The organism is Novosphingobium sp. 11B (assembly GCF_054589055.1).
In genome coordinates, this window is the sequence record NZ_BAAILP010000024.1 from 1 (window position 1) to 12868 (window position 12868).

11 protein-coding genes are annotated in these 12868 nt (G+C 66.2%); 9 read left to right on the plus strand and 2 right to left on the minus strand.

The window, feature by feature from the left end; translation table 11 throughout:
* The first annotated feature begins 102 nt into the window (after nucleotides 1-102).
* From ACYPYD_RS01965 to ACYPYD_RS01975, 3 genes are all read left to right on the plus strand, one after another.
* Entirely contained in the window at nucleotides 103-882 is a 780-nt protein-coding gene (locus ACYPYD_RS01965) for an SDR family oxidoreductase (RefSeq protein WP_459661871.1), read from the plus strand.
* Between the two features lie 16 nt (nucleotides 883-898).
* Complete coding sequence (locus ACYPYD_RS01970; RefSeq protein WP_036526677.1) at nucleotides 899-1408, plus strand: VOC family protein; 510 nt, start codon at nucleotides 899-901, stop codon at nucleotides 1406-1408.
* A 154-nt stretch (nucleotides 1409-1562) separates the two neighbouring features.
* On the plus strand, nucleotides 1563-1841 hold the full coding sequence (locus ACYPYD_RS01975) for a hypothetical protein (protein WP_155986283.1): 279 nt from the start codon (nucleotides 1563-1565) through the stop codon (nucleotides 1839-1841).
* A 34-nt stretch (nucleotides 1842-1875) separates the two neighbouring features.
* Here the strand turns inward: ACYPYD_RS01975 and ACYPYD_RS01980 are convergent, their stop codons facing one another.
* Nucleotides 1876-2673, minus strand: coding sequence for an SDR family oxidoreductase (locus tag ACYPYD_RS01980; RefSeq protein ID WP_036526552.1), 798 nt, complete (start codon nucleotides 2671-2673; stop codon nucleotides 1876-1878).
* A 257-nt stretch (nucleotides 2674-2930) separates the two neighbouring features.
* Here ACYPYD_RS01980 and ACYPYD_RS01985 point away from each other — a divergent pair, with 257 nt between their 5' ends.
* Both ACYPYD_RS01985 and ACYPYD_RS01990 read left to right on the plus strand, forming a co-directional pair.
* Nucleotides 2931-3458 carry a VOC family protein gene (locus tag ACYPYD_RS01985; protein WP_036526554.1) on the plus strand — a complete coding sequence of 176 codons (528 nt, stop codon included), beginning with the start codon at nucleotides 2931-2933 and terminating at the stop codon, nucleotides 3456-3458.
* An 18-nt stretch (nucleotides 3459-3476) separates the two neighbouring features.
* Nucleotides 3477-4427: an aldo/keto reductase gene (locus ACYPYD_RS01990; RefSeq protein ID WP_459661872.1), complete on the plus strand. Its 951-nt coding sequence runs from the start codon at nucleotides 3477-3479 to the stop codon at nucleotides 4425-4427.
* 116 nt (nucleotides 4428-4543) lie between these two features.
* On the opposite strand, the gene ACYPYD_RS01995 is transcribed toward ACYPYD_RS01990, so the two are convergent.
* Nucleotides 4544-6979 carry a TonB-dependent receptor gene (locus ACYPYD_RS01995; protein ID WP_036526556.1) on the minus strand — a complete coding sequence of 812 codons (2436 nt, stop codon included), beginning with the start codon at nucleotides 6977-6979 and terminating at the stop codon, nucleotides 4544-4546.
* 488 nt (nucleotides 6980-7467) lie between these two features.
* On the opposite strand from ACYPYD_RS01995, the gene ACYPYD_RS02000 reads away from it, so the two are divergent.
* Genes ACYPYD_RS02000 through ACYPYD_RS02015 form a run of 4 tightly spaced genes read left to right on the plus strand, consistent with a single transcriptional unit; the run spans nucleotide 7468 to nucleotide 12733 of the window.
* Nucleotides 7468-8856 carry an FAD-dependent oxidoreductase gene (locus tag ACYPYD_RS02000; RefSeq protein WP_036526678.1) on the plus strand — a complete coding sequence of 463 codons (1389 nt, stop codon included), beginning with the start codon at nucleotides 7468-7470 and terminating at the stop codon, nucleotides 8854-8856.
* Nucleotides 8853-10559, plus strand: coding sequence for an FAD-dependent oxidoreductase (locus ACYPYD_RS02005; RefSeq protein WP_459661873.1), 1707 nt, complete (start codon nucleotides 8853-8855; stop codon nucleotides 10557-10559). The genes ACYPYD_RS02000 and ACYPYD_RS02005 overlap by 4 nt, the downstream gene beginning before the upstream one ends.
* A complete protein-coding gene (locus ACYPYD_RS02010) occupies nucleotides 10560-12164 on the plus strand; it encodes a GMC family oxidoreductase (protein ID WP_036526559.1) in 1605 nt (534 codons plus the stop codon).
* 14 nt (nucleotides 12165-12178) lie between these two features.
* Complete coding sequence (locus ACYPYD_RS02015; RefSeq protein WP_036526561.1) at nucleotides 12179-12733, plus strand: nuclear transport factor 2 family protein; 555 nt, start codon at nucleotides 12179-12181, stop codon at nucleotides 12731-12733.
* Nucleotides 12734-12868 lie beyond the last annotated feature (135 nt).

The following is a 12868-nucleotide window of genomic DNA, read 5'->3' on the forward strand; positions in this document are numbered from 1 at the left end:
ACAAGCTCAGCCTGAGCGGAAATTGAAGCACGTTTTTCATATTCCGCTCAGGCTGAGCTTGTCGAAGCCCCGGCGGCCGTAAGCATACGGGAGAGAACACCAATGACCATCGCCCTTCCCGACGTGATCGCCGTCGTCACCGGCGCCGCCGGCGGCATCGGCCGCGAGATCGTCAAGGCCATGAAGGCCGCCGGCGCCACCGTGATCGCCACCGACCTCAAGGACAGCGCAGACATCGAAGGCGCCGACCATTACCTCAGGCACGACGTCACCAGCGAGGCCGACTGGCGCGCGGTGGAGTCGCTGGTGCGCGAAAAATACGGCCGCCTCGATGCACTGGTGAACAACGCGGGCTTCTCGATCGTGACGAAGTTCGAGGACACACCGCTCTCCGAGTTCCACAAGGTCAACGCCATCAACGTCGACTCGGCTATCATCGGCACGCAGGTCATGCTGGGTCTGCTTCAGGAAGGCGGTAAGGCGCGGGCCTCGGGCTCCTCGGTCATCAACTTCTCGAGCGTCGGCGGCCTGCGCGGCGCGGCGTTCAATGCCGCCTATTGCGTCAGCAAGGCGGCGATCAAGATGCTTTCGAAGTGCCTGGGCGCAGAGTTCGCCGCGCTCAAATACAACATCCGCGTCAACTCGGTGCACCCCGGCGGGATCGACACGCCGATGCTGAACTCGATCATGGACCGCTACATCGAGCTTGGCGCTGCGCCTTCGCGCGAAGCCTCGATCGCGGCGATGAACGTCGCACACCCGATCGGCCGCCTCGGCAAGCCGGAGGAAATGGCGGGCGGCGTGGTGTTCCTCGCCTCCACCGCCTCCAGCTTCATGACCTGCGACGAACTGGTGATGGACGGCGGGTTCAGCCAGGTCTGAAATGGAGGAGCGGAGCATGGCCCAGAAACTGCCCGGCGTCATCGGCGTCCACCATATCGGCGTATCGGTGCCCGATCTGGGCAAGGCACGCGAATTCTACTTGGACATCCTCGGCGCGGTCGAGGAGGTCGAGCCGCTGAGCTGGTCCGACAACCCCTTCATCGATCAGGTCGTCGGGCTGGAGGGCAGCGCCGCCCGGCAATTCTTCTGTCGCCTCGGCAACGTGCAGATCGAAGTCTTCGAATATCTCGCCCCCAAACAGGCACCGCAGGACCCGCGCCGGGGCGTCAATGAATACGGCTATACCCATGTGGCGCTGCAAGTGGAGGACGTCCTTGCCGTCCACGAACGGATCGTCGCGGCGGGCCTGCCGGTGCACACGCCGCCCGCGATGGAGGGCATCACCGTCGATGCGAGCGGCATGAAACACGGCTATGCCGGAACCTATTGCCGCGACTTCTTCGGCAATGTCTTCGAGATTCTGGAGATCCACGAGACGCCGGAAATCCTGCCGATCCACGCCTGACTTTCCGCGTTCACATTTGAACGCAAAGGAAAAATTTCACTCGGCAGTGCAAATTCGGCGGATGAACCGAAACTTAATCGGCCCGGCCGTGTTCCCGGAATGAGAGACAGCGCGGTATCGGTCGCGATGCTGCCCCCGCCCGGGAGCCTGAAACGTGGATATGAACACCCTCAACCGCAGCCGTGCCCAGCAGGTGGCGCGCGTCATCGAGATTCGTGCCGTCGAAAGCGGCGCAGTGGACGCTGATGTCGTGCCGGCCGCCCTGCTTCGCGATGCGGTGCGCGAAGCCGGGTTGTTCCAGCGTTCGGTGCTTGGTCACCTCGACCACAAGGAATGGCGCGACCGCGTTCGCGCCGACGGCCAGCGGCTTATGGACCTGCTCGCCGAGATCGGTTTCCGTCCCAGCGAGCGCGCAGCCCGCAAATCCGCCTGACGCCGCTCCTGATGGCAAGGGCGGCGCTCACATTCTAGCGGTCTCCGTCTACAGAAAAGTACGCCGGAGTTCGGGCATAATAGTCCGATCCCAGTCGGCAATCGACAAGCCCGGCATCGACTGCGAGCACCTGCCCTGTAACGTTCAGCCCGTCGTCGCCGGCCAGATAGGCGAAGGCCCCCGCGATTTCGTCGGCTTCGACGACGCGGCGCAGCGGGTTGCGCGCCTCGGCGGCCTTGCGCATCGCGGCGGCATCGCCATAGGCAAGCTCGGTCATGCGGGTCGGCACGTTTCCGGGCGCGACGGCATTGACCCGGATACCGTCGGCCGCCAGTTCCGCTGCGACCGAGCGGGTCAGTCCGATCACTGCATGCTTGGCCGCAGTATAGGCATGCGGCCCCAAGGGTGCGAGACCGGCGGCGCTGGAGGTCGAGAGGATCACGCCCGCCCCCTGCGGCCGCATGACGCGCGCGGCGTGCTTCATGCCGTAGAACACACTGTCGAGCAGCACCGCCAGCGTATTGCGCCACGCCGCCGCTTCGATCGCCTCGACGCGGCCCACTGCGCCGAGTTGCCCGGCGTTGTTGACCATGCAGTCCAGCCGACCATGCAACACCATAGCCTGATCCACGAGGGCGGCGACGTCCTCCTCGCGGGTGACGTCGCAGGGAACGAAAGCGGCGGAAAGCTCGTCCGCCAGCAACTGGCCCGCGTCCTGCCTGATATCACCAAGCACCAGCACGGCGCCCTCCCGCGCGAACCGGCGCGCGGTCGCTTCGCCAAGCCCGCTTGCCGCTCCGGTTATTACCGTGACCTTACCCTCAAGCCGCATCTTCGCTCTCCATTATTGGATTCATTGATGAATGTTTCATATGCACAATTCGCCGATGCTCAAACGTCTCATGCTGGCCGCCGCGTGGCTGGGCACGCAAGCGTTCCATTCGATTATCTCGAATAATCCTTGATCTTATGGTTCCGCCCTGCACCACCGCGATCGCCTGCGCCCTCGTGCGCGAGCCATGAATTTTGCAGTCTTGACTGCTTGTTTTTATAACCCGACAAGAACAACGAAGACAGCGAGAGAGGGTCATGAGCAGGTTCTACGGCGAGGCCATGCAGGCAGGCTATCTGGTCGAGGCTCTGGAACCCGCAATCGCATATTGGACCAAAAGTCTCGGTATAGGTCCGTTCTTCGTCATGCCGCGGCCCGAATTCATCTGGCTGCGCAATGGCGGCGAGGATGTGGACGATACCGCGATCATTTCCCAGGTCGCCCTCGCCCACAGCGGAGCGATGCAGATCGAGCTGATCGTGCCCGGCCCCGCGCCATCGACTTATCGCGATTTCCTCGCCGCAGGCGGGCGCGGCCTGCATCACATCGGTATGGCGAGCGACGATTTCGACGCCCAGCGGCAGGCGGCGCTTGGCGCGGGTCTGACCGTGGCGACCGAAGGCGCCTCGCAGCGCACCCGCTTCGCCTACATGCAACCTGCGGCAGGAGCGCCCGGACCGATCGTCGAACTGATCGACATGGTCCCGGTGATGCGCGAGATTCATGCCCACGTGAAAACCGCCTCGCTGGGCTGGGACGGGAGCGACCCTGTCCGGCACCTCTGACATTCGGGAGACAGCGAAGTGACCCCATGTCCGCTCGGCCGCACCGGCCTCACCGCCGCCCCGCTGATGCTGGGCGGCAACGTCTTCGGCTGGACCGCCGACCGCGAGGAAAGCTGCGCCATCCTCGACGCTTTCGTCGATGCAGGCGGCGCACTGATCGACACCGCCGACGTCTATTCCGCCTGGGTCCAAGGCAATGCGGGCGGCGAATCCGAAACGCTGATCGGCGAGTGGCTGCGCCGTAGCGGCAAGCGCGAGCAGGTCCTGATCGCCACCAAGGTCGGGCTGCTCCCCGGCGCTGGCGGCAAGGGCCTTTCGGCCTCGCGCATTGCCGGGGCCATCGAGGAATCGCTGCAGCGGCTCGGCACCGACCGCATAGACGTCTACTTCGCTCATCGCGACGATCCCGAAACACCGCTGGAAGAAACCCTTGAGGCCCTCGACCGGCTGGTGAAAGCCGGGAAGGTGCGGGTGCTCGGCGCTTCCAATTACGCGCCGGACCGCCTCGATGCGGCGCTGGCGGTCAGCGACGCCAATGGCTGGGCGCGTTTCGCGGTGATCGAGCCGCGCTACAATCTGCTGGAGCGCGATACCTACGAAGGGGCGCTGCAGGAGATCGCCCTGCGCGAAGGGCTTGGCGTGGTTCCGTTCTACGCGCTCGCCAATGGACTGTTGACCGGCAAGTACCGCAGCCTCGACGACATCGCCGGCCATCCCCGCGAGGTCTACCTCCGACCGATCTTCTTGCGCCCGGAGGTGCCCCGCCTGATCGCCGCGATGGAGCAGGTGTCGCGGGAGACGGCCGCCTCGATGGTGGCCGTCGCCATTGCGTGGATGCTGTCGCAGCCGGGCGTCACCGCTCCGATCGCCAGCGTATCGCGCCCCGAACAGCTCGGCGACCTCGTCGCAGGCACGCGCCTGACGCTCGATGCCACGCATCTGGCCGTGCTGGACAAGGCACTCGCCTAAACACACGCGAACGCTCCTGAAACAAGAGGCCGGCGCGCGATTGGAGGATCGCGTACCGGCCAGGAGAGGATGGGTGTCCTGCAAACCGGGAGGACGAACCGGAAAATTCGTTGCAATCAGTAGTGGTAAGTGACCTGCACCTGCACCGTGCGCGGGATGTTGGCATAGCCGCGCTGGTCGCCCAGCACGCCGCCATCGGTCCCGGTGCCGCGACCGGTGCCCGGCGCATCCAGCGCGCCCGAGATGACGAACTGGTTGGTCAGGTTCTTGCCGATGACCGCCAGATCCCAGCCCGCTTTCGAACTGAGCGTCAGCGACGCGTCGAGGTTCACGTACTTGGGCTGCGTCGCGATCGGGTTGTTGAACGGCGATGCATTGTAGCTGCTGGAATAGCGCGCATCGGCCGAGAGCGTCAGCGACATGTCGGGGCTGAGGTCTGCCTCGTAGCTGGTGCCCAGCGCCGCCGTCCAGCGCGGCGCGTTGGCCGTCGGCTTGCCGCTCAGATCCTGCACGAAGAGGCCGCCGTAAGGGCTGCTCGCGGTGGGATTGCAGCCCTGCAGGCGGGTCTGGCCGGTGACGCACGGTGCGATGAAGTCCACGTAGCGCGCCTTGTTGTAGTTCAGCGCGCCGCGCATCGTCAGGCCCGGAAGCGCATGCGGCGCCCACTCGGTCGAAATTTCGATGCCCTTGGTGCGCGCCGAACCCGCGTTCGTGGTGATGTAGCGGAACGTCTGCGCCTCGAAGAAATCGACCTGCAGGTTGGTATACTCATACGTGTAGAGCGCAACGTCGAAGCGCAGCTGGTTGTTGAACAGCGTGGTCTTCACGCCGCCCTCGAAGCCCTTGGCCTTCTCCGGCTCGAAGTCGAGATCGGCGGGGATCGACGCGTTGGTATAGGAACTCTGGTTTGAGAAGCCGCCCGACTTGTAGCCGGTCTTGAAGCCGCCATAGATGTTGACGCCCGGCACCGGCTTGTACGACGCGGTGATTTCCGGGCTCCAGTTGGTGAAGGTTTGGTTCTTGTAGATCGGGTCGTTCAGGCGGTTGATCTGGCCGGGGCGATTGACCGGGTGGACGAAGAAGCTGTCCTTGGTCTCATGTGTATAGCGGATGCCGGACGACAGCTCGACCTCGGGCACGACCTTCCAGGTGACTTGCGCGAAGGGAGAGATCGTCTCACCCTTGGTGTAGGAATCCTTGCCGAAGGCGACGTATTCCCATTCCGGCCGCTGGGTGCTGACGCGCGTGTTGCCCGAATAGACGTACTGGTCGGACTGCAGTTTGGTCTTCTGATACAGCACGCCCAGCATCATGTTGACCGGGCCGTCGTAGTTGGTCTGCGCGCGCAGTTCCTCCGAGAACGCCCACCACTTCTCACGCGAGCCGACGTAGATCTGCACGGCGCGCTGCTGGTAGTCGCTGTCGGTCAGCCAGCGGTTGTTCTGGTTCTGGTAGTTGGTGGCCGACGTCAGCGTGACATCGCCCAGGTTCCATTCCAGATTGTTGGTCGCCTGCCAGGAGCGGTACTTCGTGTAGAGTTCGCCATCTGCGCGCGCGAAGGGGAAGTTCGCAGCAATCTCGGTCGGCATCTGGTTGTGGTAGTATTTCCAGTCCCGCTTGCAGGGCACGCCGGGTTGCAGCGTGCTGAACCCGGTGGCGCAGGAGAACACGATGTTGTTCCAGGCGCCGTCGTTGGTGGTCGTCTCGTTGGCGGACACCTTGAAGGTGTTGGTGATGGTGTCGGTCGGCTCCCACTTGAGCGTGAGGCGGCCGACAAGTTCCTTCTCCTTGGGTCCGCGGCGGTCGCCCGGAGGCGCAACCAGGTTCTGTACCGGGCCGCCGGCCTGGTCGGTGACGGTGAAGGGCTGCGCCGTGGCGTAATTGCGCGAATAGCCGCCGAACATCTTCGATGCCCGCAGCGCCACGCGCAGCCCGAGCGTGTCGGTGAGCGGCGTGGAGATCATCTGCTCGATGTAGGGCCGCTTGGCCCGGAACTCGTAGCCCACACGGGTCGAGCCCTCGAAGCTGGAGCCGGGATCGGCGGTGGTGATCGAAATCACGCCCGCCGTCGCGTTCTTGCCGAAGAACAGCGCCTGCGGGCCTTTCAGCACCTCGATCCGCGACAGGTCGAAGAAGCCTTCGTTGAGGATGCGGCCGCTGGCGTAATAGATGCCGTCGACGATGATCGCGGTGGAGGATTCGATGCCCAGCGCGCTCGCCGGGGTGCCGATGCCGCGCAGCGAGATCTGCGCGCCCGAACCCGTCGTCGCGCGGCCGACCGTGAGGTTCGGCGTCGTCGCGGCGATGCGCTCGATGTTGGAGATGTCCTGACGGGCGATCTGCGCGGGCGAATAGGCGGTCACCGCGACGGGAATGTCCTGCAGCGATTCCGAACGCTTGCGCGCGGTGACGACGATTTCTTCGAGGCCGCCCGCAGCCGCCTGAGGGGCGGCGTCCTGAGCCATCGCGGGGCTGGCGAGGCCGATCGCGGAAGCCGACGCCATGAGCCCGGCTAGCAGGCAGGCGCGATGAAAGTTCGGTAGGTCCTTCATTCTCTTCTCCCCGTTCATCTCTTCGCTGCGAAGGATGACTTATTTAGAAAATCGAAGGCATGACCACAGCCCCCGGACATGCCGGAGTGCGCGGTTGAGCCAGTCTTCATCCCGTTCCCTGGAGCACCCGGCGATTCGTCGCCGTGGTGATCCAACCTCTTTTCTGCCCGGCTTTATGCGCAGGATGATCCGCCGTGACAATAAAAAAGTCGATCATGATTGCTTTTTTATGGCGCGCGCAAGCCCGCAACCCCGCCAAACCTGCGGGTTTCAGCGATAGGCCGCATTCAAAGTGCGGCCAGATAGCAACAATTGAGCTAGACTTATTACCCGTCGCTCGCCATGCTTCGGGTCATCGGCCGCGAGCGTGACCGCCTTCGTGCGGAGGCGCTGCGGCCCAACGACAATCATGGATGGAGAGGCGCCCGATGCCGGTCATGGCTGAGAGGATTTCCGTTGTGTCGCCCGTCGCGGGAGTGGAAGCGGCGATGAGTGAGGCTCTCGATTACGACGTCATCGTCATTGGCACCGGGGCGGCGGGGCTCAGCGCCGCGGCGCTTGCAGCACAGGGCGGCGCCAGCGTCCTGATGGTCGAGGCAGCCGACCGCACCGGCGGGTCTAGCGCCTTGTCCGGCGGCGTGTTCTACGCGGCGGGCACATCGCTCCAGCGCGAGGCCGGGCTGGAGGACGACACGGCCGAGGCGATGTTCCACTATTATATGACGCTCAACCAGTACAAGCTGGAGCCCGCGCTCGTGCGCACGCTTTGCGAACGCTCGGCCGAGGCGTTCGAGTGGCTGCGCGGGCTTGGCATCGGGTTCACGGTGGACAACCTCTATTCATCGGGTGTCGACAAGATTCGGCGCGGCCACCGTGCCACCGACGGCGGCGCGGGCATCGTCGAGGGCCTCGAAGGCTTCCTGTCCGGCAGGAACATCGACACCGTCCTCGATACCCGCGTCGAAACCCTGCTGGTCGAGAACGGCCGGGTCTGCGGCATCGTCGCCGACGGCGCGCCGGTGCTCAGCGCCGCAACGGTGATCGCCACCGGCGGCTTCGGCGCCAATCCCGAGATGCTGGCGCAACTCTATCCCGATGCCTCGCGTTACGGCGACCTCCACTGGTATATCGGCGCCCCTACCTGCCGGGGCGATGGCCTCGGCCTTGCCGCGCAAGTGGAGGGGCAGTTGAGCAAGGCCAATCGCGGCCTGCTCCTGATCACTCCGGGCTTCGTCAAGGACCTCGAAAGCTACCTCCCCGGCTGGCTGATGATGGTGAACCGCGACGGGCGCCGGTTCATCGACGAAACGATAGAATATTCGGTCCTCGCCGCCGTCCTCGACGAACAGCCGGGACGGGACTGCTTCGCGGTGTTCGACGAGGCATCGCGCCTCGCCTCGAAGACCACCAAATACCGGCCTGCCCCCAACTGGACGGCGGACCGGCTGCTGGACCATGTGGAGGCCGGAACGCTGATCAGCGCACCGACGCTGGAGGACCTTGCCGGGAAACTCGGCGTGCCCGCCGCCCGTCTTGCGACGACGGCAGAGCGCTACAATTCGCTGGTACAGATAGGGAACGACGAGGACTACTTCAAGCCCTCGGCGATGCTGCGGCCGGTCGCGCAAGGGCCGTTCTACGCCGCGCATATCCGCCCGGCCGTGATCTGCTGGACGGGCACCGGCATCCGTATCGACACCGAAGCCCGCGTGCTCGGCGCCGACGATCGCCCGGTGCCGGGCCTCTACGCCGCCGGGGAGACGACCGGCGGCATGTTCGGCCAATGCTACGCGGCGGGCGGCGCCTCGATCGGCAACGCGGTCGTCTTCGGCCGCATCGCCGGCGCCAACGCCGCGAAAGAGAAGGTGAACGCATGACCATGGGAGACAGGACCGTCGACGTCCTCATCGCCGGGACCGGCGCGGCGGGCCTCACCGCCGCCGTCACCGCGCGGCGCGCCGGGCTGGACGTTCTGGTGGTGGAGAAGGAAGCCGTCTTCGGCGGCACCACCGCGACCTCCGGCGGCGTGCTGTGGGTGCCCGGCAACCACCACTCCCCGGCCATGCAGCGCGCCACCGGCCAGAGCGATGACATCGCCAGCGCCCGCGCCTATCTGGTCGAGGAAACCGGCAACTACATCGAGCCCGACCGGGTCGAGGCCTATCTCGACACCGCGCCGCGCATGGTGCGCTTTCTCGAGGAAAACAGCCACGTCCGGTTCTACGGCATGGACTATCCCGACTATCATTCGGAGAGCGCGCATAGCTCCATCGTCCGCTCGATCGGCACCGTCGATTACGAGGCGCGCGAACTCGGGCCGCACCTGAAGAACCTCAAACAGCAATTGCCGCAGACGCTGTTCCTCGGCCTCGCCGTGGGTTCGGGCGTGGAGATGATCCAGTTCATGAAGGCTGGCCGATCGGTCAAGGCGCTGGGCTTCGTCGCGAAGAAACTGGCCCGGCACTTCGCCGACGTGCTGCGCTATGGCGAGGGGCAGCAGGTGGTGCGCGGGCGGGCGCTGGTGGCGCGGCTGGCGCGCACGCTGTTCGACCTCGACGTGCCGATCTGGCTGTCCTCCCCCGTTGCCGGGCTGACCCGCGCGGACGGGCGCGTCACCGGGGCCGAGATCGACACCCCGCAGGGCCGGGTGCGGATCACCGCACGCCGGGGCGTCGTCCTCGCCTGCGGGGGCTATCCCAACGACCCGGAGCGCCGCGCCGCCTCGTTCCCGGCACCTGCGAACAACCACGAGCAGCGCAACCCGACCAACCCCGGCAATACCGGCGACGGCATCCGCCTGGCCGAGAGCGTCGGCGGTGTCTTCAACGGCAATGTCGCCCATGCCGCGCCGTGGATGCCGGTCTCGGTGCTGCCGGGCTCGACGGACTTCACCGGCGTCTGGCCGCACCTGATCGACCGTCAGAAGCCCGGCTTCATCGCCGTGCGCCCGGATGGCCGCCGCTTCGGGGACGAGTCCAGCGCCTACCACGACCTCGTCCCCCAGATGACCCGCGCCAGCGAGGGCGACACCAGCGCATGGTGCTGGCTGATCGGCGACGCGGCGGCGGTGAAGAAATGGGGCATCGGCATGGTCCGCCCCTTCCCCATTCCCCACGGCGAGCACTTGCGCAGCGGCTACCTCAAGCGCGCCGCGACGCTGCAGGAACTCGCCGCCCAGTGCGGCATCGACGCCGCCGCGCTGGAACGTACGGTCGCGACCTTCAACGCCAATGCCGAGGCCGGAGTGGACCCCGAGTTCGGACGCGGCGGGCGGGTCTACGACGTCTATCAGGGCGACCCGGAGCACCGGCCCAACACCTGCCTCGGCCCGCTGACCAAGGGGCCGTACTACGCCATCCGCATGGAGGCCGGGATCATCGGCACCTTCGCGGGGCTCAAGACCGACCGCCACGCCCGCGTCCTCGACGGCGAGGGCGCGCCGGTGCAGGGCCTCTACGCAGTGGGCAACGACCAGGCCAACGTCTTCGCCGGAGCCTATCCGGGCGCGGGGGCGACGATCGGCCCTGCCATGACCTTCGCCTATATCGCGGGCAGACACCTTGCGGGGCAGGCGGCGTAAATGGAGGAGTTCGATTTCATCGTCAGCGGCGCGGGCTCGGCAGGCTGCGTCGTCGCGGCGCGGCTCAGCGAGAACGGGCGTTACTCGGTGCTGCTGCTGGAGGCCGGGCCGGAGGACAAGGCGTTCTGGATCAGGCCGCCGATGGGTTACCCGATGCTGTTCGCCGATCCCAGGGTCAACTGGATGTTCGAGAGCGAGCCCGAGGCCGAACTCGGCGGCCGCCGCATGTACCAGCCTCGCGGCAAGGTGCTGGGCGGGACCAGTTCGATCAACGGCATGCTCTATATCCGGGGCAACGCGCGCGACTACGACGACTGGCGCCAGCGCGGCTGCGAGGGATGGAGCTTCGCCGACGTCCTGCCCTACTTCCGCAAAGCCGAGGACCAGCAGCGCGGGCCCAATGCCTATCACGGCGTCGGCGGGCCGCTGACGGTGTCCGACCAGCCTGGCCGCTCCGAGATCGCCGTCGCCATCGTCGAGGCGGCGCAGGAGGCGGGCATTCCCTACAACCCAGACTTCAACGGCGCGGAGCAGGAAGGCACCGGCTTCTTCCAGACGACCACCCGCAACAACCGGCGCTGGAATACCTCGCAGGCGTACCTCACCCCGGCGCGGGGGCGGGCCAACCTGAAGATCGAGACCGGCGCCCATGCTACCCGGGTGCTCGTCGAAGGGGGCCGCGCCACCGGGATCGAGTACCGCACCAAAGCGGGCCTGGTCACCGCGAAGGCGCGGCGCGAGGTGGTGGTCTGCGGCGGCGCCTTCGGGTCGCCGCAGCTTCTGCAGCTTTCCGGCATCGGCCCCGCCGCGCACTTGCGCGAAAGCGGCATCGCGCCGGTGCTCGACCTGCCGGGGGTCGGCGCCAACCTCATGGACCACTTCTACATCTCGCTGATGTTCCGCTGCACCCGGCCGATCACCATCAACGAACTGGCCAACAGCCCGCTGCGCAAGCTGAAGGCGGGGATCGACTACGTCCTGTTCAACAAGGGGCCGCTCGCCAGCAACGGCATCTATGCGGGCATCTTCACCCGCACCGACGAGCGGCAGGACCGGCCCAACCTGCAGGTCAACACCAACATCTGGACCGTCCAGAGCCGCACGGCGGCGGGCATGAAGGCCCACCCCTTCCCCGGCTTCACGATGAGCCCGGTCCACCTCAACCCGCGCGCAAGCGGCACGGTGCGGCTGCGCGGGCCGGACCCGCTGGCCGACCCGGTGATCCGCCAAAACTTCTTGACCGACCGCATCGACGTGGACGCGATGATTGCGGCGGTGAAGGTGGTGCGCGGCGTGGCCGCCCAGCCCGCGCTCGCGCCCTACAATGCTGGCGAGATATCGCCCGGCGCGGATGCCCGCAGCGACGCGGAGATCGAGGCTTACGTGCGCGCCGCCGCCATCGCCAACCTGCACCCGGTCGGTTCGTGCCGGATGGGTGTCAGCGCCGACGCGGTGGTCGATCCGCGCCTGCGCGTCCACGGCATCGCCGGGCTTCGCGTCGCCGACGCCTCGATCATGCCGAGCCTGCCGTCCGGCAACACCAACGCCCCCTCGATCATGATCGGCGAGAAGTGCGCCGACATGATCCTGGAAGACGCCCGATAAAAGAGGAGAGAGACATGCCGACACTGGAACAGCGCATCGCCCGGCTGGAAGCGGAATCGCAGATCCGCCAGCTCGTCGCCCGCTACTGCTTCACCATCGACGACCGCGACATCGACGGCATCCGCGCCCTCTTCGCGCCCGATGCGGTGCTGAAATCGGCGGACGGGGTGATGAACGCCACCGGCGTCGATGCGATCATGACGCAGTACGACGGGCGCTTCGACGTGCTCGGCCCGGGGCACCACTTCATGCACGACGTCCAGATCGACTTCGTCGACGACGGCTCGCAGGAAGCGACCGGCCGCGTGATCGGCCATGCGGAACTGTGGCGCGGTGGCAGGATGATGGTCACCGCCATCCGCTACGACGACAAATACCGCAACACCGACGCCGGCTGGAAGTTCGCCGAGCGGACGATCGGCTTCCTCTACTACGTGCCGATCGAGGAGTATCCCGGCATCCTCTCCACGCCCTTGCGCAACCACGCCTATCCCGAGCCCATGCCGGCGGATTTCCCCGAGCGCCTGCCGACGTGGATCGCCTACGAGAAATCACGCGGGAGGGGTTGAATCCTCCCCCTGGGGGAGGATGCGCGTGTCGTACGTCATCCCAGCGAAGGCTGGGACCGCTGGCCGCGCAAAGCCCAACCCTCTGCTAGGCGTCCTGACGACAGTTGGCCGTAACAGGCCAGCGGTCCCAGCCTT

Coding starts and splice junctions, on each gene's coding strand:
- ACYPYD_RS01965 (WP_459661871.1), top strand. CDS start 103: ATGACCATCGCCCTTCCCGACGTGATCGCCGTCGTCACCGGCGCCGCC.
- ACYPYD_RS01970 (WP_036526677.1), top strand. CDS start 899: ATGGCCCAGAAACTGCCCGGCGTCATCGGCGTCCACCATATCGGCGTA.
- ACYPYD_RS01980 (WP_036526552.1), bottom strand. CDS start 2,673: ATGCGGCTTGAGGGTAAGGTCACGGTAATAACCGGAGCGGCAAGCGGG.
- ACYPYD_RS01985 (WP_036526554.1), top strand. CDS start 2,931: ATGAGCAGGTTCTACGGCGAGGCCATGCAGGCAGGCTATCTGGTCGAG.
- ACYPYD_RS01995 (WP_036526556.1), bottom strand. CDS start 6,979: ATGAAGGACCTACCGAACTTTCATCGCGCCTGCCTGCTAGCCGGGCTC.
- ACYPYD_RS02000 (WP_036526678.1), top strand. CDS start 7,468: ATGAGTGAGGCTCTCGATTACGACGTCATCGTCATTGGCACCGGGGCG.
- ACYPYD_RS02005 (WP_459661873.1), top strand. CDS start 8,853: ATGACCATGGGAGACAGGACCGTCGACGTCCTCATCGCCGGGACCGGC.
- ACYPYD_RS02010 (WP_036526559.1), top strand. CDS start 10,560: ATGGAGGAGTTCGATTTCATCGTCAGCGGCGCGGGCTCGGCAGGCTGC.
- ACYPYD_RS02015 (WP_036526561.1), top strand. CDS start 12,179: ATGCCGACACTGGAACAGCGCATCGCCCGGCTGGAAGCGGAATCGCAG.